This window comes from Nocardia sp. FDAARGOS_372 (genome assembly GCF_002554515.1).
GTDB classification, from domain to species: domain Bacteria; phylum Actinomycetota; class Actinomycetes; order Mycobacteriales; family Mycobacteriaceae; genus Nocardia; species Nocardia farcinica.
In genome coordinates, this window is record NZ_PDDW01000001.1 from 3,408,992 (window position 1) to 3,432,712 (window position 23,721).

Genomic DNA, 23,721 nt, shown 5'->3' on the forward strand with positions numbered 1-23,721 from the left:
CACCCCGCCTCGCCACCGACGCACGGCACCGATGACGCGGGGTCGGTGCCGTGCGTCGAATGGGCCACAGTTCGCATCCGCCCGCGTGTCCGACGATGCGATGGGCGAAGATGGACCCCGTGACTCATTGGCCAGCGCCCCACGTCGATGTCCCTGTACACGCGACCGTGACCCTGCCCGGGTCCAAATCGATCACCAACCGCGCGCTGATCCTGGCCGCGCTGGCCGACGGCCCCTCCACCATCACCGGGGCACTGCGCAGCCGCGACACCGACCTCATGATCGCGGGCCTGCGCGCGCTCGGCACCGAGATCACCGGCGAGGCCGACACCCTGACCGTCACCCCCGCGGCGCTCGGTGGCGGCACCGTCGACTGCGGTCTGGCCGGCACCGTGATGCGTTTCCTGCCGCCGGTCGCGACCCTGGCCACCGGCTCGGTCGCGTTCGACGGCGATCTGCAGGCCCGGCTGCGCCCGCTGCGCACCATCCTGGACGCGCTGCGCGGGCTCGGCGCCGACATCGACGGCGACACACTGCCGTTCACCGTGCACGGCAAGGGCGGGCTGCGCGGCGGCACCGTCACCATCGACGCCTCCGGCTCGTCCCAGTTCGTCTCCGGCCTGCTGCTGTCGGCGGCCCGGTTCGCCGACGGCCTCACCGTGCACCACGAGGGCAACCCGCTGCCGTCGCTGCCGCACATCGAGATGACCGTGGAGATGCTGCGCCGCGCCGACGTCCGGGTCGAGGCGCCCGAGAACCCGCGCGCGGAGCAGACCTGGGTCGTGCATCCCGGTGAGATCCGCGCGGTGGACTGGGAGGTCGAGCCCGACCTGTCCAACGCGACGCCGTTCCTGGCCGCCGCGGCCGTCACCGGCGGCTCGGTGAGCATCCCGCACTGGCCGCGGCTGACCACCCAGCCCGGTGACGTCATCCGCGAGATCCTGGTGCGCATGGGCGCCGAGGCGCGCATCTTCGACGGCGTCCTGACCGTGCACGGGCCGGATCGGCTGGCGGGCATCGACATCGACCTGCACGACGTCGGCGAGCTGACCCCCACGGTGGCCGCGCTGGCCGCCCTCGCCGACTCGCCCTCGCGGCTGCGCGGCATCGCGCACCTGCGCGGTCACGAGACCGACCGGCTGGCCGCGCTCTCCACCGAGATCAACCGGCTCGGCGGCAAGGTCACCGAGACCGAGGACGGGCTGGAGATCGTGCCCGCGCCCCTGCACGGCGGCACCTGGCACTCCTACGCCGACCACCGGATGGCCACCGCGGGCGCGATTCTCGGACTGGCCGTCGAGGGCATCGAGATCGAGGACATCGGCACCACCGCGAAGACGCTGCCGAACTTCGTCGAGCTGTGGGAGGAGATGCTGGCGGCCACGGACGAGGGCGGAGCCGCACACTGAGCCGCCCACGCCGTTCCGCCGCAGGCTACGACGAATCCGACGTGCGGGTTCGACCGGGCCGAGCCTCGCGTCCACGCACCAAGATCCGCCCGCAGCACACCGACGCGCAACAGGCGATGGTGGTGTCGGTGGACCGCGGCCGCTGGGGCTGCGTGCTCGACGGCGACCCGCAGCGGCGGATCGTGGCCATGCGCGCCAGGGAGCTCGGCCGCACCCCGATCGTGGTGGGCGACCAGGTGGACGTGGTGGGCGACCTCAGCGGCCGACCCGACACGCTGGCCCGCATCGTCCGGGTGGCCGAGCGGCAGACCGTGCTGCGCCGCACGGCCGACGACACCGACCCCTTCGAGCGGGTGGTGGTCGCCAATGCCGAGCAGCTGTTCATCGTCGTCGCACTGGCCGATCCGCCGCCACGCACCGGTTTCGTCGAGCGGGCGATGGTCGCGGCGTACGTGGGCGGCCTGCACCCGGTGCTGTGCCTGACCAAACGTGATCTCGTCGCCGACTCCGCCTTCGCCGAGGCCTTCGACGACCTGGATCTGACCATCGTGCACGGCGGCATCGACGATCCGCTCGAGCCGGTGCTCGACCTGCTCACCGACCGCCTCACCGCCTTCATCGGCCATTCCGGGGTGGGCAAGTCGACGCTGGTGAACCGCCTGGTGCCCGACGCCGACCGCGCCGTCGGCGAGGTGTCGGGGGTGGGCAAGGGCAAACACACCTCCACCCAGTCGGTCGCGCTGCCGCTGCCCGGTGGCGGCTGGGTGATCGACACCCCCGGCGTGCGGTCCTTCGGTCTGGCCCACATCACCCCCGACGACGTGATCGCCGCGTTCAGCGACCTGGCCGAGGCGATCGAGGACTGCCCGCGCGGCTGTACCCATCTCGGGCCGCCCACCGACCCGGAGTGCGCCCTCGATCAGCTGCCCGGCAAGGAGCGCCGGGTGGCCGCCATCCGGCTGCTGCTGGTCGCGTTGAACTCCAACGACCCGTGGTGAGCGCGGCTCGCCGCGTCCGCCGAGTGTTCGAGACCGTCCCGTATATCCCGGCCTGCCGGACCCGGTGGAGGTGTCGCGCGGCGAGTCCGGACCCGGAGTTCGCGCACCCCCGAAAGCTGCCGCGGGTGCGGCGGGAAACCCTTCGCGACGAGCGCGGATGCCGCTAGCGTTCACGCCCGGCGCCCGCGGTCTCGGGCCGCTCACCGACGAGTGACCGCGGGAGCCGGCGCGACGCGCGTCGCCGCCGCGCCCGCCCCGCTCGCTCGCCCAGCAGTCGGAAGGACCCATGCGCACGCATCTCGTCACCCTCGGCGTCATCCTCACCCTCGCCGGCGGCACCGCCTACGCCCTCGCCGCTCCCGACCTACCTTCGGCCGCAGCCAATTCCGCCGCCCGCAGCGCCACCGACATCCAGTTCCTGCGGGAGAGCTTCTTCGACGACGAACCGGCGGAGGTGCAGAACGCCGCCATCAAGCTCGCCCGCAGCCAGTGCGCCTACCTCGACACCGCGGGCAACAGCCCGGCCGATCACCGCTATCTCACCGAAAGCGCCGTCGGCACAGTCGAATACCCGCACCTGTTCCTCGATGCCGCGATCCGCGCCTACTGCCCGCACAACCGCCTCTGAGCCCGGAAGGACGCTCCCGTGACCGATCCGCAGCAGCCCCGGCAGCCAGGGCCCGTGCCGAAGGGCACGGTGCCCGCGGCCGTCGAGTTCCACGATTCGGCCTTCTCCGGTGGCGTCCGGGTGGCGTCGCGGTGACGGGATCTTCCTCACCGCCGGTCGCGCCGCGGTGTGAGACAGCGCACTTTTCAGACCGACCGGTGCGTAAGGGGGTGGAGGCGGGGAGGAAGATCGCCCGCATGGCTGTCTTGGACGAGAAGCTGCACGAGGTCTACGAGGAGATCCTGCGGCGCAACCCCGGCGAGATCGAGTTCCATCAAGCCGCCTTCGAGGTACTGGAAAGCCTCGGCCCGGTCGTGGCCAAGCACCCCGAGTACACCGACGGCGCCGTCCTGCGGCGGTTGTGCGAGCCCGAGCGCCAGATCATCTTCCGCGTGCCCTGGGTCGACGACCAGGGGCGCGTGCAGATCAACCGCGGTTTCCGGGTGGAGTTCAACTCCGCCCTCGGTCCGTACAAGGGCGGCCTGCGCTTCCATCCCAGCGTCTACCTGGGCATCGTGAAGTTCCTCGGCTTCGAGCAGATCTTCAAGAACTCGCTCACCGGCATGCCGATCGGCGGCGGCAAGGGCGGGTCCGACTTCGACCCCAAGGGCCGCTCCGACGGCGAGGTCATGCGCTTCTGTCAGTCGTTCATGACCGAGCTGTACCGTCACATCGGCGAATACACCGACGTGCCCGCCGGCGACATCGGGGTCGGCGGCCGCGAGATCGGCTACCTGTTCGGCCAGTACAAGCGCATCACCAACCGCTACGAATCCGGCGTGCTCACCGGCAAGGGCCTGACCTGGGGCGGCTCCCAGGTGCGCCCGGAAGCCACCGGCTACGGCACCGTGTTCTTCGTCGACGAGATCCTGCGCTCGCGCGGTGACAGCTTCGAGGGCAAGAAGGTGGTGGTGTCCGGCTCGGGCAACGTCGCCGTCTTCGCGATCGAGAAGGTCGAACAACTCGGCGGCACCGTGGTGGCGTGCTCCGATTCCGGCGGCTACGTCGTCGACGACAAAGGCATCGACCTCGACCTGCTCAAGGACCTCAAGCAGGTCCGCCGCGGCCGCATGTGCGACTACGTCGAGGAACGCGGCGGCACCGCCCGCTACGTGGAGAACCAGTCCGTCTGGGACGTGCCCTGCGACATCGCCCTGCCGTGCGCGACCCAGAACGAGCTCGACGGCGAGGCCGCGGCCACCCTGATCCGCAACGGTGTCCGCATCGTCGCCGAGGGCGCCAACATGCCCTGCACCCCCGAGGCCGCGCGCGCCTTCACCGAGGCCGGTGTCACCTTCGCCCCCGGCAAGGCCGTCAACGCGGGCGGCGTCGCCACCAGCGCCCTGGAGATGCAGCAGAACGCCTCCCGCGACTCCTGGTCGTTCGAGCACACCGAGGAACGCCTCGCCGAGATCATGCGCGGCATCCACGACCGCTGCCTGGAAACCGCCGACGAATACGGCTCCCCCGGCAGCTACACCGCGGGCGCCAACATCGCCGGCTTCACCCGCGTCGCCGACGCCATGCTGGCCCTGGGCATCATCTGACCCCGGCTGATCCCCTGCCCCACCACGAGGCAGGGGATCACCCGCCGCCACAGCCCGAATTACTTGCGGGTCAACAGATTTGCACCCGCTTCCCGCCGTGATGCGGTATACCCTTCGCATGCCGCGCACAGTATCCATGCTCCCCGACCATCGGCTGGGCGCGTGCGCCCTGGTCGACCTGGAGACGAGCGGCCTCGCTCCCACAGTCCACCGGGCGTTGTCGGTCACCGTGATCACCGTCGAGGACACCGGCGTGGTCTCGGGTGAATTCCACACCCTGCTCGACCCCGGTTGCGACCCGGGTCCGGTCCACATTCACGGACTCACGCCCGAACGACTCTCCGGCGCCCCGAAGTTCGAGGACGTGCAGCAGACCCTGGAGTCACTACTGCGCGACCGCTTGCTGATCGCACACAACGCCGGTTTCGACTACGGCTTCCTCGACCAGGAGTTCCGCCGGTGCGGCGGCAAACTGCCGGTGTCGCGCCGGATGTGCACCCTCGCGCTCGCCCGCCGGGTCGCGCCCCCAACTCCGGATCGGCGCCTCGCCAGCCTCGCAGCACACTACGGGGTGGTCCAGCGCCGCTCCCACGATTCCCTCGATGACACGCGGGTGCTCGTCGGCGTGCTGCACGGTCTTCTCGGAGACGCCCGGCGAATGGGGATCGACCCGCCGGTCCTCCCCTGCTCACCCGCGCGCGCGACCACCGTCCGCTACCACCGCGCCCGCGTCGGCCCCAAGCCGCCTTGCCCCTACGTGAATCCGGAGCGCTTCGAGCCCGGGAAGCCTCTCGTCCAGGGCATGCAGGTGGCGATCACCGGCTCTACCCGCCGCACCCGTGCAGAACTCGTCGCGTGCGGTGATGAAGCCGGACTCAACATGGTCGGCTCGGTCAGCCGCCGCACCAGTCTGCTGGTTACCAACCAGCCTCTCGGCTCGTCCGCCAAGGCCCGCCGCGCAACAGAGCACGGCACGCCGACCATCGATGAAGAGGAGTTCGTTCGACTGCTGAGCGCCGTGCAACCCGGCGACACCGCTGCGCCCGTCACCCGAGCTCGATCGGCCCCACGCAGGACGCCGCCGACTGCGCCGGGACCACTGGCGGGCCGCCGCATTCTGGTCGTCGGCGGCGCGCACGAGGAAGCGGCGCTGGCGCGCACAAGGATCGGCGAACTGGGCGGGTCGGCCGCGGTCAACCTGTCCGCTACCGTCACCGATATCCTCGCGCTGGCCAACGCGACATCGGACCGGCGGTTCCCGAGAATCCTCGAACTCGGACTCCCCATTCACGGACCCGAGCTGTTCACCGCGAACGGGACCGCGTCGGTCGGACGCCTCGACGATCCCCAGAACTTGGTGCGCGGTCAGGTCATCGATCTTCCGATCGAAACCTCGGGTCATGAGTGGACGTTCCAGTTCTCGTGGTCCCAGAGCGTCACCCGGGAGGTCGACCTCGTCGCCTTCGTTCTCGGCGAATCGGACCGCGTTTCTGCCGACGAGGATTTCGTCTTCTACAACCAACCGCAGAACGAGTGCGTCCTCCTCACCACCGACGGCCCGAACGAGCAGCTGATCACGCTTCGTCTCGACGCCGTCCCCGGTCACTGCCGCCGCATCGTCCTCGCGGCTGCCCTGGACGAGGCCGAGGCCACTTTCGCCGACCTGGGTCCCATAGAAGTCGAAGCAGCCCCGGGCCCCGATGCTGCCCCGATCGCCCGAACAACGCTCGATGCGGCGACGACCGAGCGCACACTTCTCTTGCTCGAGGTCTACCTGCGCGGCGAAGCGTGGCGCCTGCGGTCGGTCGGCCAGGGCTACGACACCGGTCTCGCCGCACTGGCTACCCGCTTCGGCGTCGACGTGGAGAACTGACCGGACACATCTCCTCGCACATGAAACCACTACGGCGACCCGGGGCACACACGGGCAGCGTCATGATGGACCCGACCGCCATGTCGTCCGCTCAAGGCGACGCGCTCAGAGTCGCTTCGACAGGTCGACGCGACCGGGCAGAAGCATCGGAAGATCGGTCGTCCAGACAATCTTGCGCTTTTCCGCGCGCACGACTCGACTTCCAGTAGCCAGGTCGTGAAGCGCCCGTCGGCCGTTGACCGGCATCGCAGCCAGGATCAGACTCAGCAGCAGGCTCAGGAGACCGACGAGAGCGATCGTGTCGAGCGCGCCGGACTCGGGAATGCTTCCGGACAGGGAAAAGAACACGAACGGCAAGAAGATGATCAGCATCCGCGCGGTAGCCGCCCGGAGGGAGAGCTGCGGGCGCGCCCACTCGCCGGCTGGTACCACACGAAGTCCGAGCAGCCCCTTGCCCAAGGTCTGCCCGCCCCGTCGAGCACGCGGAGACCCTCGGTACGGACCGCGCCGGAGCACACAGTTCGGGTCAACCACCGTCCCCCGAGCGCTTTTCGATGAGGACTTCTATGCCGTCGAGCAGGCGTTCGAGGCCGAACTCGAATGCCTCGTCGGTCCAGAACCGGCCGTTGCGGGCGGATTGCGCGGCGAGTCCGATGCGCTGCGCCAAGGGGAACGGGTCACCCTCGGCGATCGGCTCGAGTGTCGGCATGACCTCCTGCCACCACTGCGCGTCGTCGAGGCCGGTCGCGTCGCGTTCACGCCGTAGCGAGTTCTCGATCCGGGTCATGCCCGCCACGTGGAGCAACAGCTGCGTGAGGACTTGATCCTTTTCGACGTCGCTGAGCGGCGTCGCCTCGAGCGGGGCGAGTTCGTGATCGCGCTTGCGCAACTCGTGGGGTCCCATGAGCGAACGAACGACCTGGAGTTCGTGCAACCAGGGGTGCGCGAGACCGAGGGCCCGATTCGCGTGCGCGACCTCGGTCAACCCCGGCCGCCACGCCAGCCGTCCGGGCCGCTTGTCCGACGGGTACATGTCGCGGTAGGCGCGGTCGACGACGAGCGCGACGAGGTCGTCCTTGTTGCCGAACGTATAGGTCGCCATCGTCCGCACGCCGAGCCGATTCGCCACGGCGCGCATCGAAAGCCCTTCCGCGCCTTGCTCATCCAGAATCGCCGTCGCGGCCGCGACGAAATCCGCGATCGTCGCGCCGGAGCGGCCGACCCGCGTCGCGTCCTCGCCCCAGAGCAGCGCCAGCGTCCTGTCGAATCGCACGTTGTCGAACACCTCCGCGTTGACAGTAGCCGAGCCGAAACGATACGGTGTATCGATACATTGTATCGTTTTGGGAGTTCGCATGGAAGCAACCCACAGTCCCGCCTACCGCCTCGCCCGCACCGGGCAGGTCGACCTCGACGCCCCCGCCGTAGCGGCGGGGACGATCGACATCGCCGCACCACGAGCGCGGGTGTGGCAGACACTCGCCGACGTCCGGAAGTGGCCGGACATCCGCGGTGACATCTCCCATGTCGCCACCACCGGCCCCGCGGCCACCGCGCGCTCCTTCACCTGGCACGCCGACGGCGCCCCGGTCGTCTCGACCTTCGCCGTGGTCGAGCCGCCCACCCGACTCACCTGGACCACACACGACGCAGACCACGCGGGATTCTCGGCAATCGCGGTCTACGAGTTCGACGAGATCGACGCCGGCCACACCCGCATCCGCTGCCAGGAATCCATGGACGCCACCGCCATCGGCCTCCCCCTCGACAACGAAACACTGACCGGCCTCATCCAGTCCTGGCTCGACGGACTGAAATCGCTCATCGAACAGCGAGCTGCTATGGAGCCGGATAGCGGGTCAGCCGAATACGGAGTTCAGTAGCAGGGCGGTCATATTCTGCTGAACCACCTCGACGTTGGCCGGTGCCGCCGCAGCCCCAGCACGACACCCAGGTGCCCACTTCGTAGTGGCCTCCGCTGCCGCCGCAGCGGGGGCACGGGGCAATGCGGAGTAGCAGTGCGGTGATTCGCATCATCGGTGGTCCCCTCCCTCGGAGCGATCGTGGCTCCGGGAGGATGCTCCCACGGCGGCGGTGTGTTGTCCCGCCGGGTGCGGCACGAGAGGACGCACGGCCCCATCGCGGGGACCTGCCTGTGGCGCGCCGGTGGCCGGAAGACTCTTGCGGGAGGCACCGGTGACACCGGCGCCTCCCGACCCCTCGAAGTCGTTGCTAGAGCGCGTGATTGGCGACGAAGACCGCGGCGGGCGCGAGTTCGTCGCGCAGGTGGCACAGCTTCGCCCAGTCCTCGCCGTCGAACATGCGGCCGCTGTCGACGCGGTTCTCGGTGAAGGTGGGGATGAGGTTGTGCCGGGACCAGGGGGCCATCGCCCGGACGACCGCGAAGGCGGCGGCGCGGCCCGCGACCGCGGCCTGCGGGGTGGGGGCCACGGCCACGCAGAGCAGGCCGTAGGTGCCGGGGATGTGGGAGAGGGCCCCGCCGTCGACGGCGGGGCGGGCGAGGGCGCCGCCGATGTGGCGGAGTTCGGCGAACATCAGTCCGTGGGTGGTGCCGTCGCCGACGTGGTCGAGCAGGGCGGTGACGGCGGCGGTGTCGAGGTCGCCGAGAACGCTGTGGTCGCCGACGGTGGGCGTGGGGGCGGGCGGGTCCATGTGGACCTGTAGGAGCGCGTCGGCGGGAATGCGGCCGAAGGTGTCGAGTTCGGGGGCGAGGGCGCGCAGCGGGGCGAGCAGTTCGGCGGCGTGCTCGTCGGTGGCCAGGATCGCGCCGTCGACGATGACGACGTCGCGACCGGACAGGAACGGCGGGAGTTCGGGCAGCGGCGGGAAACTCATCACCCGCAACGCGGTGGTCACCGATTCGGGCGCGGTCTCGGTCCACGCCACCCAGGCGGGCACGACGTCGGCGGCGCGGGCGCGGTCCCACAGCAGCATGCCCGCGAACACGTCGGGGTAGGGCAGCAGCTCGAGTTCGAGGGCGACGACGACGCCGAAGTTGCCGCCGCCACCGCGCACGGCCCAGAACAGATCCGGGTTCTGTCGCGCGGAGGCGTGGACGAGGGTGCCGTCGGGGCCGACGATGTCGAGCGAGCGGACGGAGTTCACGGCCAGGCCGTGGGCGCGGCCGTAGAAGGACAGGCCGCCGCCGAGGACGTAGCCCGCGACCGCGACATCGGGGGCGCTGCCGTGCAGGGCGGTGAGACCGTGCGGTGCGGTGGCGGCCAGGACGTCCTGCCACAGGGTGCCGCCGAGGACGCGGGCGGTGCGGGCGGCCGGGTCCACGGTCACCCCGGTGAGTTCGGAAAGCCGCAGCAGCACGACGTCGTCCATCGAGCGCTCGCTCAGCGCGCCCGCGCCGTGCCCGGTGCTCTGCGGCGCCACCCGCAGGCCCGCGGCGACGGCGGCGCGTACCACGGCCGCCACCTCCTCGGCCGTGCGGGGGACGGCGACGGCGGCGGGGCGCTGGTCGACGGCGGCGTTCCAGGGCATGCGGGCGGCGTCGTAACCGGGGTCGCCGGGCAGGTGCAGGGTGCATTGTGCGCGCAAGGGTTCGAGGGTGACGGTCATCGGAGGGCCTTTCGGTCGGTGGGGATCCAGCAGGTTCGGACGGGGCCGGTGGGCGGCGGGTCGATGCGGCGGAGCCGGTCGACGGCGAGGAAGCCGTGGCGCAGCGCGGGATTCATCGCGTCGAAGGGCGGCACCTGGGAGGCGTGCGCGCGGATCGCGCGTTCCCGCAACGGCAGCAGGTCGGCGACGTCGACGACGTGGGTGATGTCGGCGTCGGGGGTGCCGTAGCGGTCGTCGCCGGTGAATTCGGTCATCAGCGAGCGCGCCAGGCAGAACAGGTAGGTGGCTGCCGGGCGGTGCGTCGCGATGTCGAGCGCGGCGAGGGTGGCGTCCCGCATGGCGGCGTGGTCGCGGTGACCGTCGCTCGCGTCGAGGGTGACGACCACGTCGGGGCGGATCTCGTCGAGGTAGCCGGCGACGCGGTTCGCGAGCTCGGCCGGATCGGCGGCGGCGAGCGCGCCGGGGGCGGGTGCACCGTCGGGGCCGGAGTCGCGGTAGCCGAGCACCTCGACCCGGTCGACGCCGAGCAGGGCGCAGGCGGTGCGCAGTTCGTGCTCGCGGACGGCGGGGAGTTCGGCGCGGGTGAGGCCGGAGCCGGGCGCGGGTTCGCCCAGTTCGCCGCGGGTCGCGCAGACGACCGTGCTGCGCAGGCCGCGCCGGGTGGCGTGGGCGAGAACCGAGCCGCAGCCGAACGCCTCGTCGTCGGGGTGCGCGACCACGACGAGCAGGTGGGGAGCGGGGGAAGTCATGGCGACAACACTGCGGGCCACGCCCTCACTCCGCCCATCCCCGCGGACGGGGGAATCACGGCCCGGCGGTTCTGGGCCCCCGCCCACCCAGACATCTGGGATGGTGCGCGGGCGGGCCGGGGCGCACAATCGGTGCATGGCTCGAGGACTGACGGCGGCGCGGGTGCGACAGGATGTCGACGTGGTCGCGCGCGCCGGCCTCGACCTCGACACCTTTCTGGAGGAGGCGGTGGCCTCGGTGGCGCGGGCGGTGCCGTGGGTGAGCGCCTGCATCGCCACCCACGACCCGGTCACGCACATGCTCACCAGCGCCAGGAAGTACGGCGACCTGCGCGACAAGAACAGCCACGACCACGAGTTCGGGCTCATCGAGTACGGCACCGTGGAGCCCACCGCGTTCACGGAGCTGGCTCGCGCCGAGGTGCCCGCGGCGGGTGTGTCGCTGATGACCAACGGTGTGGTCGAGCGCTCCGGCCGGATGGCGAGCTTCATGAAGCCGCGGTTCGGGTTCGCCGACGAAGCGCGGCTGGCGTTCCGGGACGGACGCGACGTGTGGGGCGCGATGGCGCTGTTCCGCGGCGCGGACGACGCACCGTTCGACGAGGCCGAGGTGGATTTCCTCGCCTCGCTGGCGGCCCCGTTCGCGCACGGGGTGCGCACCGGGATGCTCTCGCGGCTGGCCGAATGCCGCCCGCCCACCACCGTCACCGGCCCGGCGGTGGTGATCGTCGGTCCCGACGACCAGATCGCGCAGATGAGCCTGGGCGCCGAACAGCGCCTGGCCGACCTCGACCTGGGTGTCGCGGGTGGCGATCCGCTGGCGCCGGTGGCGGCCCTGATCGGCGCGGCCCGGCGCTACGGCCGCGGAGAGACGACGGTGCCGCCGCGGTGCCGGTTACGCACCGGCAGCGGAATGTGGCTGGTGCTGCACGCCGGGCCGCTGATCTCCCGCGACGGCAGGCAGGGCGAGGTGGTGATCACCATCGAGGAGGCCAGGCCGCCGGAGATCGTGTCGATCGTCGTCGCCGCCTACGGCCTGTCCCCGCGCGAACGTGACGTCGTGCAACTGGTCCTCCAGGGCGTGGACACCAAGGAGATCGCCGCGACCCTGCACCTGTCGACCTATACCGTGCAGGACCATTTGAAGTCGGTGTTCGACAAGGCGAACGTGCGGTCGCGCCGCGAACTCATCTCGCGGGTCTACTTCGACCAGTACGTGCCGCGCATGGGCGCGGAACTCACCCCGACGGGCTGGTTCGTCGGAGCCGAGCACGTGGCGATCCACCGAGCCGGCGCCTGATTCGGCCGACGACCGCGCGGTCCTCGGCGCGGCGCCCGGACCCGCCGACGATCTCCTTCGGACGGGACATACCGGGCGCCACCGCTGCCCGACCTCCGAGCACCCGGCACGAGCGAAGGCGCCCGGGAAACTCCCGGGCGCCTTCGGACGATTACCGCGTCAGTGCTTGCGGCGGGACTTCGGGCCGCGCTTGCCCTTGCCCTCGGCGCGGGCGGCCTCACGACGTTCGCGCCGGGTGCCCGCGGCGGCCGGGGTGCCGCCGCCGTACTCCTCGGCGTCGCTGTGCACGGACGCCCGCCCGCCCTCGTCGGGACCGATGTAGTTCAGTCCGCGGGGTGCCTGGTCGGTGATGCCCTTGGCCAGCAGCGGGGCCGGCGCCGCGGGGGCCGGCGCCGGGACGGCGGCACCGACCGGCGAACGCAGGCCGGGGTCGACGGACACGCCGGTGGGCTGGGGCTGCTGCACCTCGACCTGGAGGTTGAACAGGAAGCCGACCGACTCCTCCTTCAAGCCGTCGAGCATCGCGGTGAACATGTCGAAGCCCTCGCGCTGGTACTCGACGAGCGGGTCGCGCTGCGCCATCGCGCGCAGGCCGATGCCCTCCTTGAGGTAGTCCATCTCGTAGAGGTGCTCGCGCCACTTGCGGTCGAGCACCGAGAGCAGCACCTGGCGTTCGAGGTTGCGCATCGAGCCCTCACCGGCCAGCCCGTCGATCTCCTGCTCACGCTTGGCGTAGGCGGAGTGGGCGTCCTCGAGCAGGGCTTCGCGCAGTTCCTCGCGGCTCAGGTCGCGCGGTTCGCCGTCGAGTTCGCCGGTCAGTTCGCGATAGTCCAGGCTCACCGGGTACAGCGTCTTCAGCGCGGTCCACAGCTTCTCGAGGTCCCAGTCCTCCACGTAGCCTTCGGCGGTGGCGCCGTCGACGTAGGCGGTGATCACATCGGTGATCATGTTCTGGACCTGGCCCTCCATGTCCTCACCGCGCAGGATCCGGTTGCGCTCGCCGTAGATGACGGTGCGCTGCTGATTCATCACCTCGTCGTACTTGAGGACGTTCTTGCGGATCTCGAAGTTCTGCTGCTCGACCTGGGTCTGCGCGCTCTTGATCGCCTTGGAGACCATCTTGGCCTCGATCGGCACGTCGTCGGGCAGGTTCAGCCGGGTCATGATCGCCTCGAGCGCGGCGCCGTTGAAGCGGCGCATCAGCTCGTCGCCCAGCGACAGGTAGAACCGGGACTCACCGGGGTCGCCCTGGCGGCCGGAGCGGCCGCGCAGCTGGTTGTCGATGCGGCGCGACTCGTGGCGCTCGGTGCCGAGCACGTAGAGGCCGCCCGCCTCGCGCACGGTGTCGGCGTCGGCGGCCGTCTGGGCCTTGACCTGCTCGAGCGTCGGCAGCCAGGCGGCCTCGTACTCCTCCGGCGTCTCCACCGGGTCCAGGCCCTGCTTGCGCAGCAGGATGTCGGCGATGATGTCGGGGTTGCCGCCGAGCACGATGTCGGTACCGCGGCCGGCCATGTTGGTGGCGACCGTCACCGCGCCCGGGCGGCCCGCCTCGGCGATGATCTGGGCTTCCTGCTCGTGGAACTTCGCGTTCAGCACGCTGTGCGGGATCCCGCGCCGGGTGAACTGCTTGGACAGGTACTCCGAGCGCTCGACGCTGGTGGTGCCGATCAGCACCGGCTGGCCCTTCTCGTGCCGTTCGGCGACATCGTCGACGACGGCGTTGAACTTGGCCTCTTCGGTCTTGTAGATCAGGTCCGACTGGTCGACGCGGATCATCGGCTTGTTCGTCGGGATCGGGACCACGCCGAGGTTGTAGATCTGGTGCAGCTCGGCGGCCTCGGTCTCGGCGGTGCCGGTCATGCCGGAGAGCTTGTCGTAGAGGCGGAAGTAGTTCTGCAGGGTGATCGTGGCCAGCGTCTGGTTCTCCGGCTGGATCTCCACGCCTTCCTTGGCCTCGATGGCCTGGTGCATGCCCTCGTTGTAGCGGCGGCCCACCAGGATGCGGCCGGTGAACTCGTCGACGATGATGACCTCGCCGTCGCGGACGATGTAGTCCTTGTCGCGCTGGTAGAGCTCCTTGGCCTTGATGGCGTTGTTCAGGTAGCTCACCAGCGGCGAGTTGGCGGCCTCGTAGAGGTTGTCGATGCCGAGCTGGTCCTCGACGAACTCCACACCCGCCTCGTGCACGCCGATGGTGCGCTTCTTGATGTCGACCTCGTAGTGCACGTCCTTCTTCAGCAGCGGGGCGATCCGCGCGAACTCGGCGTACCACTTGGAGGAGGCATCGGCGGGGCCGGAGATGATCAGCGGCGTCCTGGCCTCGTCGATGAGGATGGAGTCGACCTCGTCGACCACGGCGAAGTTGTGGCCGCGCTGCACCAGGTCGTCCAGCGAATGCGCCATGTTGTCGCGCAGGTAGTCGAAGCCGAACTCGTTGTTGGTGCCGTAGGTGATGTCGGCGGCGTAGGCGACGCGGCGCTGCGGCGGGGTCATGCCGCCGAGGATCACCCCGACCTCGAGGCCGAGGAAGCGGTGCACGCGGCCCATCCACTCGGCGTCGCGCTTGGCCAGGTAGTCGTTGACGGTCACCACGTGCACGCCGTCGCCGGAGAGCGCGTTGAGGTAGGCGGGCAGCACACAGGTCAGGGTCTTGCCCTCACCGGTCTTCATCTCGGCGATGTTGCCCAGGTGCAGCGCGGCGCCACCCATGACCTGGACCTTGTAGTGCTTCTGGTTGAGCACCCGCCAGGACGCCTCCCTGGCCACGGCGAAGGCCTCGAGCAGCAGGTCGTCGAGGGTCTCACCGTCGGCGTAACGCTGCTTGAACTCGTCGGTCTTCGCGCGGAGTTCGGCGTCGGTGAGCTGCTCGTAGTCCGAGCCGAGCGCGAGGACCTCGTCGGCGAGATGGGCGAGCCGCTTGACCGTGCGACCCTCACCAATCCGTAGCAACCTCGTCAGTGTCAGCGCAGGCACGGGTCTTTTCAGTCCTCTGGTCGGTGTGTCAACTTGGCCCCCCTACAGGTCTCCGCCGGGCACGGCGGAATCCGCAGCACGGGTTCATCGTAGTCGCGTCGCCGCGCCGGGCGCGGGTGACCAGCGTCGACCACGCGGGCGGCCCGTTTCTCACCGTACCCTCGGTGGGCGTGGGACGCGCCGGACCGGGGCTCGCCCGGCGGTCCGGCCGATCGCGCGCAGTGCTATGCAGGCGGGTGCTCGCTGTGATCGAATCGGAGCATCATGCCACCACAGCGGGCCCTGGTGACGGTGTACGCGGTGACGGTGTGCGCGGATCAGGCGTGGCACGGCATCGGAAGGAGCATCGGGCAGCGTGATCACGAGACTGACGCCGCAGGACGCGGCGTTCTACCGGCTCGAGTCGAGCAGCAATCCGATCCACATCGGCTCCCTCGCGATCCTCGCCAGCCCCGAATCCGGCGACGACCTCGACTACGACCGCCTGGTCGACCTGGTGGAGAGCAGACTCCCGCTGGTCCCCCGCTACCGGCGCAAGGTGCGGGAGGTGCCGCTGGCGCTGGGCAGGCCGGTGTGGGTGGAGGACAGCCGCTTCGACATCACCTATCACATCCGCCGCTCCGCGCTGCCGAGCCCGGGCACCGAGGAGCAGCTGCACGAGCTGGTGGCCCGCCTGGCGTCGCGCCCGCTGGACCAGAGCAGGCCGCTGTGGGAGATGTACCTGATCGAGGGCCTGGCCGGTGGCCGCAGCGCGATCTTCACCAAGAGCCATTCGGCACTGGTCGACGGCGACGAGGCGCTCGAGATCGGGCACGTCATCCTCGACACCAGCCCCTCGCCGCGCGAGCTGGCCGATTTCGCCTGGGAGCCACCGCGCGAACCCACCGACATGGAGTTGCTGCTCGGCGCGCTGTCGCGGCTGGCCGCCAAACCGCGCGAGGCGGTGACGGTGGTCCGCGAGTCGAGCGCGCAGGCGTTCGCGATGGTCGGCGCGGCGGGCCGGGCGGTGGACTCGGTCGTCTCGGCGGTGCGTTCGGTGGCCGCGGGCGCACCACACAGCCCGCTCAACGCACCCACCTCGCGGCACCGCCGCTTCGATGTGGCGCGCACCGATCTGGCCGACCACCGCAGCATCCGCAAGCGGTTCGACTGCTCGATCAACGACGTCATCCTGGCGGTGGTGACCGGCGCGCTGCGCAATTGGCTGCTCTCGCGCGGCGAGGGCCTGCTGGAATCGAGCACGCTGCGCGCGGTGGTGCCGATGTCGGTCTATGTCGACGACGACGGAGCCGACCGCGTCGCCCCGGCCAGCGAGGTGTCCTCGTTCCTCATCGACCTGCCGGTCGGCGAGCCGAATCCGGTGATGCGGCTGTCGCACATCTCGCACGCCACCGAGGCCAACGGCAGGCACCACCGCGGGGTGCGCGCCCGCACCCTGGTGCACCTGGCCGGATTCGCACCAGCGAGCCTGCATGCGATGAGTGTGCGGGCGGCGAGTACGTTCGCAGAGCACACGTTCAATCTGGTGATCACCAACGCACCGGGTCCGCAGCAGCCGATGTACATCGGCGGCGCGCGGATGCTGGAGATGTATCCGGTGTCGCCACTGCTGCGCAATCAGGCCTCGAGCATCGGGATCACGTCCTACGACGGACGCGTCTTCTACGGGCTCAACGGTGATCGCGACGCGATGGCCGACATCGGCGTACTGGCCGCCGCGGTGCACGAATCCTTGGAGGAGATGCTCGGTGCCTGCGCCTGAGAAGAACACCCTGCGCGTCTACCTGCCCGCGACGGTGCCGATGCTGCGCCGCCTGGTCACCGAGCGCGAGATCTTCCCGTTCGGCGGCACCGCCTTCGCCGTCACCCCGGCGCTGCGCGAGGCCTACGCCTCCGGTGACGACGAGGAACTGGCCGAGGTGGCGATGGGCGAGGCCGCGCGGGCCGCGCTGCGCCTGCTGGCCGCCGAGCGCGAGGACGCCGCCGAGGCGCCCGAGGACGGGTCCGGCGACGCCCCCGGCAGCCCGGTGTACCGGCGCGCGGTGGTGGCCGCGGACGTGACCGGGGCCAAGCTGCGCCCGGACCTGGACGACGCGGTGGTCAAGCTCGCCGGCCCGGTCGGTTACGACCGGATCGCCTCGGTCCACGTCGACCTGGCCGAGGCCGAGCCGGCGGTGGCCAAGGCCGTCGATGTGATCGATGCCGCGGATCTGGGCGACCCCGACGCGGAGTTCGTGCTGGGTGACGCCGAGGACCACCAGTTGGCCTGGTACGCACCCCAGGAGCTGCCGTTCCTGTTGGACCTGCTCTGAACGGGACCGTGTAGCTGCTGCGAACGACCACAACGCCGCGTAACCTACGATGCCGTAACCTGGCTGGAGACGGGGCCGACGACGAGCGGCTGGACGAACAGAAAGACGAAACGGCACCGATGGTCCTGAAGAATGTCCGTGACTGGCTGGAGGCTCCGGCGGCGAGTGTCGCCGAGCGCGGAGGTCGGCTCAACGTGTTGCGCGGCGCCGTCGCGCGGGTGACCACGCCGCTGCTGCCCGACGACTACCTGCACCTGGCCAATCCGTTGTGGTCGGCGCGCGAGCTGCGCGGTCGCATCATCGACGTGCGCAAGGAGACCGCGGACTCGGCCACCATCGTGATCAAGCCGGGGTGGGGTTTCGACTTCAAGTACCAGCCCGGCCAGTACATCGGCATCGGTCTGCTGGTGGACGGGCGCTGGCACTGGCGGTCGTACTCGCTGACCTGCCCGCCGGACTGGAGCTCGCCCGAGCACGGTGGCAAGAAGGTCATCTCCATCGCGGTGAAGGCGATGCCCGAGGGCTTCCTGTCCAGCCACCTGGTCGGCGGTGTCGCACCGGGCACCATCGTGCGGTTGCAGGCGCCCCAGGGCGGCTTCGTGATGCCCTCCCCGCCGCCGCCCAAGGTGCTCTTCCTCACCGCAGGGAGCGGCATCACCCCGGTGATGTCGATGCTGCGCGCGATGGACCGGCGCGGTGGCATGCCCGACGTGGTGCACCTGCATTCCGCGCGCACCGAGCAGGACGTGATGTTCGGCGCCGAGTTGCGCGCCCTGCACGAGCGCCGGCCCGGCTTCACCTCGCACCTGCACCTGACCGGCGAGCACGGCAAGTTCGCGCTCGCCGACCTGGACACGAAGTTCCCGGACTGGCGCGAGCGCGAGACCTGGGCGTGCGGCCCCGCGGGGCTGCTCGACGAGATCGAACAGCACTGGCAGGCCGCCGGCCTCTCGGATCGGCTGCACGTGGAGCGGTTCGAGGTGGAACGCTCGGCGGTCGGCGAGGGCGGCACGGTGACCTTCGGCAAGACCGGGCGCAGCATCGAGGTGGACGGTGCGACCAGCCTGCTGGAGGCGGGCGAGCAGGTGGGCGTGCAGATGCCGTTCGGCTGCCGCATGGGCATCTGCCAGACCTGCGTGGTGACAGTGGCTTCCGGGCACGCGCGCGATCTGCGCAACGGCGAGGAGCGCCGCGAGGGCGACAAGGTGCAGACCTGCATCTCCGCCGCGGCCGGTGACTGCACCCTCGACGTCTGAGCGGCGCGTACCCTCGACAGCAACGTCCAGCCACAGAAGGGACTGGCGGTGGCCATCACCGATATCCAGGCATTTTCCCACCTCACCGACGCCGACATCGAGGCGCTCGGGCACGAACTCGACTCCGTGCGCCGCTCGATCGAGCTCTCGCGCGGCGAGCGTGACGCGAAGTACATCCGCCGCACCATCGCGGCCCAGCGCGGTCTGGAGGTGGCCGGTCGCGCGGTGCTCTTCGGCAGCCGCAACCGGTGGGCCTGGCTCACCGGCACCGCCCTGCTCTCGGTCGCCAAGATCATCGAGAACATGGAGCTGGGCCACAACGTCAGCCACGGCCAGTGGGACTGGATGAACGACCCCGAAATCCATTCCACCACTTGGGAATGGGACATGACGGGCCCGTCGGCGCAGTGGCGGCGCGCGCACAACTACTCCCACCACACCTACACCAACGTCCTGGGCAAGGACGAGGATCTCGGCTTCGGCATCCTGCGGATGACCAGGGACGAGCCGTGGCGCCCGATCCACCTGGTGCAGCCGCTGGCCAACCTGGTGCTGGCGGCCACCTTCGAGTGGGGCATCGCGCTGCACGACTGGAGCATCGAGAAGGTTCTGACCGGGACCCCGCCGTGGGAACTGCGCTCCAAGCCCAATCGTGATTTCGCGCGCAAGATCGGCCGCCAGGTCGCCAAGGATTTCGTGATCTACCCCGCGCTCACCGGCCCGGCCTGGAAGTCGACGCTGAAGGCGAACGCCACCGCCAACCTGATCCGCAACCTGTGGGCCTACGCGGTGATCTTCTGCGGCCATTTCCCCGACGGCGCGGAGAAATTCACCATCGAACAGCTCGAGGACGAGACACCCGCCGAGTGGTATCTGCGCCAGATGCTCGGCAGTGCCAATTTCAAGGCGGGCCCGGCGATGGCGTTCATGAGCGGCAATCTCTGCTATCAGATCGAGCACCACCTGTTCCCCGATCTGCCGAGCAACCGGTACCCGGAGATCGCCGAGCGGGTGCGCGAGTTGTGCGACAAATACGACCTGCCCTACACCACCGGCTCGCTGGGCAAGCAGTACCTGCTGGCCTTCCGCACCATCCACAAGCTGGCCCTGCCGGACCGCTTCCTCAAGCGCACCGCCGACGATGCCCCGGAGACCTCCTCCGAGCGCAAGTTCATCGGAATCACGTTGCCGCACACCGAGCGATGGGGCGAGCACAACCGGCTGATCACCGATCCGGTGACCGGCAAGCGGCGCGGCCTGCGCTCGGCACTGCACGAGGCGAAGATCGCCCTCGAGGAGAAGGCGCGCCACGAGAAAGAGGTGTTGCGCGAGGCCAAGCGGGCACTGAAGGACAAGGCCGCTCACGAGCGCGCGGCGCTGCGCGAGGCGGGCACCGCGCTGCGCGACAAGGCACGCGAGGAGCAGGCGACGCGCCGGGCGAATCGGCGCGGGCGCGGCCGGATCCGCCTGGGCGGCTTCGGGATGCGCGGCCGCCCGGCCTGAATTATCATTCGCCGATCACAATCGCAATGCGGGATTTACCACAGACGTCACAACCTACGGTCTCGTAACTTACGGTAGTGTAACCGGCATGGCGATCTCGGATGTCAAGGAGTACGCACACCTCACCGAGGCCGATGTGGAGGCCCTCGGTGCGGAGTTCGACGCGATCCGACGGGAAATCGAGAGTTCACGCGGCGAATCGGACGCGCGCTACATCCGCAATGTCATCAGGCTGCAGCGCGGCCTCGAGATCAGCGGTCGCGCCATCCTTTTCGCCAGTCCCTTCCGTCCGGCGTGGCTCGCCGGAACCGCCCTGCTCGGCGTGGCCAAGATCATCGAGAACATGGAGATCGGCCACAATGTCATGCACGGGCAGTGGGACTGGATGAACGATCCGGAGATCCACTCGACCTCGTGGGAGTGGGACAACACCGGCCCGTCCAAGCACTGGAAGCACACCCACAACTACCTGCACCACAAGTACACCAACGTCCTCGGCATGGACGACGACATCGGCTACGGGCTGCTGCGGGTCACCCGCGATCAGCGGTGGAAGCCGTTCAACCTCGGCAACCCGGTCTACAACCTGATCCTGCAGCTGATGTTCGAATACGGCGTGGCCATCCAGCATCTGGAGCTGGGCAAGCTGGCCGCCGGGCGCTACAAGCCGGGCACGCCCGAGCGCGCGGAGTTCGAGCGCAAGCGCCGCGAGGTGATCAACAAGGTCGGCAAGCAGGTCCTCAAGGACTACGTGATCTTCCCGGCGCTCACCGGCCCGGCCTGGAAATCGACGCTCACGGCGAACCTGGCCGCCAACATGATTCGCAACGTCTGGTCCAACGCGGTGATCTTCTGCGGCCACTTCCCCGACGGCGCGGAGAAGTTCACCAAGGAGGACATCGACAACGAGACGCAGGCCCAGTGGTACCTGCGCCAGATGCTCGGCAGCGCCAACATCTCCGGCGGTCCGCTCATGCACTTCATGACCGGCAACCTCAGCCACCAGATCGAGCACCACCTGTTCCCGGACCTGCCGAGCAACCGGTACGCCGATATCGCGGTGCGGGTGCGCGAGCTGTGCGACAAGTACGACCTGCCCTACACCACCGGCTCGCTGCCGGTGCAGTACTTCAAGGCCTGGCGCACCATCCTGAAGCTCTCGCTGCCGAACAAGTACCTGCGTCACACCGCCGACGACGCCCCCGAGACCGCCTCGGAACGCCGGTTCGGCGGCAACACCACCCCGACGATCGACCCGGTCACCGGCAAGCGCCGCGGCCTGCGCACGGCGCTCGCCCAGGGCAAGCGGCGGCTGCGCCGCCGCGCGGTCACCGCCTGAGCCGGGTCAGCGCCCGGAGCCGGCAGCGCACGCGTCACCACGCAGGGCGCCCCGGCTCAGGCCGATCCGACACCGCCTGAGCCGGGTCAGCGCCCGGAGCCGGCAGCGCACGCGTCACCACGCAGGGCGCCGGTGCCGACCGGCGGTCCGCTTCGCCGGTCGGCCTGGTTGACTGGCAGCCGTGAGTGCGGATCAGGTCAGCGTCTACGACGCCATCGCGCGGCGGCGGGACGTGCGGGCGGAATTCACCGGGGAACTCGTCGACGACGCGGTGCTGTGGCGGATACTCGAGGCCGCGCATCGGGCGCCGAGCGTCGGCAATTCCCAGCCGTGGGATTTCGTGGTGGTGCGCGAGCCTGCCACGCTGCGGCGCTTCGCCGATCATGTCGCCGAGAAGCGGGCGGAGTTCCGCGCCGCGCTGCCGCCCGAGCGCGCGGCCACGTTCGATCCGATCAAGATCGAGGGCATCGTGGAGAGCGGCACCGGTGTGGTGGTCAGCTACGACCACGACCGCGGCGGCCCGCAGGTGCTCGGCCGCGCCACCGTGCCCGAGACCGGCCTGTTCTCCACCGTCCTGGCCATCGAGAACCTGTGGCTGGCCGCCACCGCCGAGGGCGTCGGCGTGGGCTGGGTGTCGTTCTACGATCCGGCGTTCCTGGCCGAGCTGGTCGGGCTGCCCGCGGACATCCGGCCGGTGGCCTGGCTGTGCGTCGGGCCGGTGCACGAGTTCCAGACCGTGCCGGATCTCGAGCGGTTCGGCTGGCGGGCCGGACGGCCGCTGGCCGAGGCGGTGCACCGGGAGAGCTTCGGCGGCGCACCGGCCACCCGAGCCTGACCCGACGGCCGCGGCCGTGCGGCGGTCCGGTGGCGTGCGTGCTACGCCCGGCCCGCCGCCCCGCTCGCCCGGACCGGCTCAGACGCGTTCCAGTACCGCCGAGGCGCCGATGCCGCCCGCCGCGCAGATGCCGAGCAGTGCGGTCTGCTTGTCGGAGCGGGCGAGTTCGTTGGCCATGGTGGTGACCATCCGCGCACCGGTCGCCCCGAACGGATGGCCCAGCGAGACCGAGCCGCCGTGCACGTTGAGCTTGTCGATGTCGACTTCGCCGACGGCGGTGTCGCGGTCCAGGCGGGTCTTGGCCCACTCGTCGCTGGCGAGGGCGCTCAGCACCGACAGCGTCTGCGCGGCGAACGCCTCGTGGATGTCGACCAGGTCCACGTCGGCCAGCGTCATGCCCGCTGCGTCCAAGGCCCGGGGCATCGAGATCGCGGGGCCGATGAGCACTTGGTCGGCGGGATCGACGCTGACATAGCTCCAGGACCGGAAGGCGGCCAACGGGCGGTAGCCGAGGGCGCGGGCACGTTCCTCGCTCATCAGCAGCACCGCCGAGGCGCCGTCGGTGAGGGGGCTGGCATTGCCCGCGGTGACGGTGCCGCCCTCGGCGAAGACCGGCTTCAACCGGGCCAGCTTCTCGACGCTGGTATCGGCGCGCACCAGCCCGTCGCGGCTGATCTCGGCGCCGTCGGGGGTGCGCACCCGCAGCACCTCGTCGTCGAAGCGGCCGGATTCGATCGCGGCGGCGGCCCGATGGTGCGAGCGCGCGGCGAACTCGTCCTGTTCGGCGCGGCCGATGCCGTGGATGCGGGCCATCTTCTCGGCGGACTCCCCCATCACCTCGCCGGTGGTGCGTTCGGCGATGCGCGGCCTGCTCGGCAGGATGTCGGTGAACGGCGCCAGCTGCGCGGCCGCCGACAGATAGTCCTTGAGCTTGGGCTTGCCGAGCGCGATCGGCGCCCCGGCGTGCACCAGCTTCTGCGGCAGCTTGATCTCGGCGTTGGAGGTGGAATCGCTGCCGCCGGCGATCATCACGTCGTATTCGCCGCGTTCGATGGCGGCGGCCGCGGTGGTGACAGCCTGGAGTCCGGACGCGCACGCCCGCGTGACGGTGTGCCCCTCGCAGCCGGGGTCGAGCTTCAGGTCCAGGGCGATCTCGCGCGCGATGTTGGGCGCGGCGCTGGGCAGGATCACCCCGCCCCAGACGATCGCCTGCACCTGGTCGCCGGGCAGTGCGGTGCGCTCGAGCAGGCCGCGCACGGCGGCGTCGGCGAGCGCGATCGAGTCCATCTTCGTGAAGTCGGTGAAGGCGCGCACGAACGGGGTGCGCGCACCCGCCACGATCACGGCGCGCCGAGAGGCGGTGGAAGCCATC

The 23,721-nt window shown here is 70.2% G+C and carries 19 protein-coding genes; 13 read left to right on the forward strand and 6 right to left on the reverse strand.

All coding sequences use genetic code 11. The annotated features are described in order from the left end of the window. The first annotated feature begins 95 nt into the window (after positions 1-95). The 5 genes from aroA (at position 96) to CRM89_RS16395 (ending at position 6,494) form a co-directional block, all read left to right on the forward strand. Entirely contained in the window at positions 96-1,409 is a 1,314-nt protein-coding gene (aroA, locus tag CRM89_RS16375) for a 3-phosphoshikimate 1-carboxyvinyltransferase (RefSeq protein ID WP_011211124.1), read from the forward strand. After that, positions 1,406-2,407: a ribosome small subunit-dependent GTPase A gene (gene rsgA, locus CRM89_RS16380; RefSeq protein ID WP_228791206.1), complete on the forward strand. Its 1,002-nt coding sequence runs from the start codon at positions 1,406-1,408 to the stop codon at positions 2,405-2,407. Before aroA ends, rsgA begins: the two co-directional genes overlap by 4 nt. A 286-nt stretch (positions 2,408-2,693) precedes the next feature. Next, positions 2,694-3,035, forward strand: a complete 342-nt coding sequence (locus CRM89_RS16385; protein ID WP_098084828.1) for a DUF732 domain-containing protein — start codon at positions 2,694-2,696, stop codon at positions 3,033-3,035. Positions 3,036-3,271: 236 nt separating this feature from the next. Then, positions 3,272-4,621 carry an NADP-specific glutamate dehydrogenase gene (gene gdhA / locus CRM89_RS16390; protein WP_041560377.1) on the forward strand — a complete coding sequence of 450 codons (1,350 nt, stop codon included), beginning with the start codon at positions 3,272-3,274 and terminating at the stop codon, positions 4,619-4,621. Positions 4,622-4,739: 118 nt separating this feature from the next. After that, a complete protein-coding gene (locus CRM89_RS16395) occupies positions 4,740-6,494 on the forward strand; it encodes an exonuclease domain-containing protein (RefSeq protein ID WP_098084830.1) in 1,755 nt (584 codons plus the stop codon). A gap of 105 nt (positions 6,495-6,599) precedes the next feature. Here CRM89_RS16395 and CRM89_RS16400 read toward each other — a convergent pair whose 3' ends face one another. Then, complete coding sequence (locus tag CRM89_RS16400) at positions 6,600-7,028, reverse strand: RDD family protein (RefSeq protein ID WP_098084832.1); 429 nt, start codon at positions 7,026-7,028, stop codon at positions 6,600-6,602. Then, positions 7,021-7,767 carry a TetR/AcrR family transcriptional regulator gene (locus CRM89_RS16405; protein ID WP_172964528.1) on the reverse strand — a complete coding sequence of 249 codons (747 nt, stop codon included), beginning with the start codon at positions 7,765-7,767 and terminating at the stop codon, positions 7,021-7,023. The genes CRM89_RS16400 and CRM89_RS16405 overlap by 8 nt, the downstream gene beginning before the upstream one ends. A gap of 82 nt (positions 7,768-7,849) precedes the next feature. Between CRM89_RS16405 and CRM89_RS16410 the strand changes: the two genes are divergently transcribed. After that, positions 7,850-8,377 (forward strand): SRPBCC family protein, encoded by a 528-nt coding sequence (locus CRM89_RS16410; RefSeq protein WP_098084838.1) that lies wholly within the window; start codon positions 7,850-7,852, stop codon positions 8,375-8,377. Between the two features lie 349 nt (positions 8,378-8,726). On the opposite strand, the gene CRM89_RS16415 is transcribed toward CRM89_RS16410, so the two are convergent. Then, positions 8,727-10,082, reverse strand: a complete 1,356-nt coding sequence (locus CRM89_RS16415; RefSeq protein WP_098084841.1) for an FAD-binding oxidoreductase — start codon at positions 10,080-10,082, stop codon at positions 8,727-8,729. Next, complete coding sequence (locus tag CRM89_RS16420; protein ID WP_172964529.1) at positions 10,079-10,831, reverse strand: PIG-L deacetylase family protein; 753 nt, start codon at positions 10,829-10,831, stop codon at positions 10,079-10,081. Before CRM89_RS16420 ends, CRM89_RS16415 begins: the two co-directional genes overlap by 4 nt. A gap of 136 nt (positions 10,832-10,967) precedes the next feature. On the opposite strand from CRM89_RS16420, the gene CRM89_RS16425 reads away from it, so the two are divergent. Next, on the forward strand, positions 10,968-12,131 hold the full coding sequence (locus CRM89_RS16425) for a helix-turn-helix transcriptional regulator (RefSeq protein WP_098084846.1): 1,164 nt from the start codon (positions 10,968-10,970) through the stop codon (positions 12,129-12,131). 159 nt (positions 12,132-12,290) lie between these two features. Here the strand turns inward: CRM89_RS16425 and secA are convergent, their stop codons facing one another. Continuing rightward, a complete protein-coding gene (gene secA / locus CRM89_RS16430) occupies positions 12,291-15,104 on the reverse strand; it encodes a preprotein translocase subunit SecA (RefSeq protein ID WP_098084849.1) in 2,814 nt (937 codons plus the stop codon). 355 nt (positions 15,105-15,459) lie between these two features. On the opposite strand from secA, the gene CRM89_RS16435 reads away from it, so the two are divergent. The 6 genes from CRM89_RS16435 to bluB all read left to right on the forward strand — a co-directional run bounded on the left by CRM89_RS16435 (position 15,460) and on the right by bluB (position 22,349). Further along, the gene (locus CRM89_RS16435; RefSeq protein ID WP_011211135.1) at positions 15,460-16,866 is read left to right on the forward strand and encodes a wax ester/triacylglycerol synthase family O-acyltransferase; all 1,407 of its coding nucleotides are present in this window, start codon (positions 15,460-15,462) and stop codon (positions 16,864-16,866) included. Between the two features lie 40 nt (positions 16,867-16,906). Then, positions 16,907-17,416, forward strand: coding sequence for a hypothetical protein (locus CRM89_RS16440; protein ID WP_011211136.1), 510 nt, complete (start codon positions 16,907-16,909; stop codon positions 17,414-17,416). A 119-nt stretch (positions 17,417-17,535) separates the two neighbouring features. Continuing rightward, positions 17,536-18,672 carry a ferredoxin reductase gene (locus CRM89_RS16445; RefSeq protein ID WP_011211137.1) on the forward strand — a complete coding sequence of 379 codons (1,137 nt, stop codon included), beginning with the start codon at positions 17,536-17,538 and terminating at the stop codon, positions 18,670-18,672. A gap of 48 nt (positions 18,673-18,720) precedes the next feature. Beyond that, a complete protein-coding gene (locus CRM89_RS16450; protein WP_011211138.1) occupies positions 18,721-20,175 on the forward strand; it encodes a fatty acid desaturase in 1,455 nt (484 codons plus the stop codon). Between the two features lie 88 nt (positions 20,176-20,263). Then, on the forward strand, positions 20,264-21,514 hold the full coding sequence (locus CRM89_RS16455) for a fatty acid desaturase (protein ID WP_060594590.1): 1,251 nt from the start codon (positions 20,264-20,266) through the stop codon (positions 21,512-21,514). A gap of 181 nt (positions 21,515-21,695) precedes the next feature. After that, on the forward strand, positions 21,696-22,349 hold the full coding sequence (bluB, locus tag CRM89_RS16460; protein WP_098084851.1) for a 5,6-dimethylbenzimidazole synthase: 654 nt from the start codon (positions 21,696-21,698) through the stop codon (positions 22,347-22,349). A 78-nt stretch (positions 22,350-22,427) separates the two neighbouring features. Here the strand turns inward: bluB and CRM89_RS16465 are convergent, their stop codons facing one another. Then, the gene (locus CRM89_RS16465; protein WP_098084854.1) at positions 22,428-23,720 is read right to left on the reverse strand and encodes an acetyl-CoA C-acyltransferase; all 1,293 of its coding nucleotides are present in this window, start codon (positions 23,718-23,720) and stop codon (positions 22,428-22,430) included. Between the last annotated feature and the right edge of the window lies 1 nt (position 23,721).